Genomic DNA, 754 nt, shown 5'->3' with positions numbered 1-754 from the left:
TAGGAAGGTCGGGGGACCCGCATGGAGGAAATCAGCGCGCTGCTCGGCGGCTTCGCAGTCGCCATCACGCCTTACAACATGATGCTGATGGTCGTCGGCATCGTGCTGGGCGTGATCATCGGCGTGTATGCGACTCCCGAGTCCGGATGATAGAGAACATAAAAAGAACAATCGCGCCAGCGGCGGGCATTTTCCCAAACGGCGCGCTTGTGGACAAGGCGGCGCATCGGCGCGACCGACACGTCCGTTCGGCGTAAGGTGCCCTCTTAGCTTCAGGAGATCGCCATGGCGGGCAGCGTTAACAAGGTCATTCTGGTCGGCAATCTCGGCCGTGACCCCGAGGTCCGCCGGCTGAATTCCGGCGAGCCCGTGGTGAACCTGCGGATCGCCACCTCGGAGAACTGGCGCGACAAGCAGAGCGGCGAACGCCGCGAGCGCACCGAATGGCATCAGGTGGTGATCTTCAACGAGCAGCTCGCGAAGGTCGCCGAGCAGTACCTGCGCAAGGGCTCGAAGGTCTACGTCGAGGGCCAGCTCCAGACCCGGAAGTACACCGACGCGCAGGGCGTCGAGAAGTATTCCACGGAGATCGTGCTGCAGCGCTATCGCGGCGAACTCGCGATGCTCGACGGACGTGGCGGCGGGGACAGCGGCGGCGACTAAGATGATCGCGTTGCCCAGGAACAGGAACGCGGAGAGAATCGCGAACGCATAGAAGCAGGCCATGCGGGCCTGATGATCCTTGGCCTTCTCC

General features: G+C 63.1%; 1 protein-coding gene and 1 pseudogene. Both read left to right on the top strand.

Features of this window, described 5'->3' with window-relative positions; translation table 11 throughout:
• Positions 1-21: 21 nt before the first annotated feature.
• The gene (locus ACIKT0_RS19435; protein ID WP_407106905.1) at positions 22-150 is read left to right on the top strand and encodes a hypothetical protein; all 129 of its coding nucleotides are present in this window, start codon (positions 22-24) and stop codon (positions 148-150) included.
• Between the two features lie 135 nt (positions 151-285).
• Positions 286-660 (top strand): annotated as a pseudogene (gene ssb, locus ACIKT0_RS19430) (single-stranded DNA-binding protein); the annotation flags it as partial.
• Positions 661-754: the final 94 nt, after the last annotated feature.

The sequence above is a fragment of the Hansschlegelia beijingensis genome (assembly GCF_045505405.1).
Taxonomy (GTDB): Bacteria; Pseudomonadota; Alphaproteobacteria; order Rhizobiales; family Methylopilaceae; genus Methylopila; species Methylopila beijingensis_A.
This window is presented reverse-complemented; position numbering and strand designations above follow the sequence as displayed.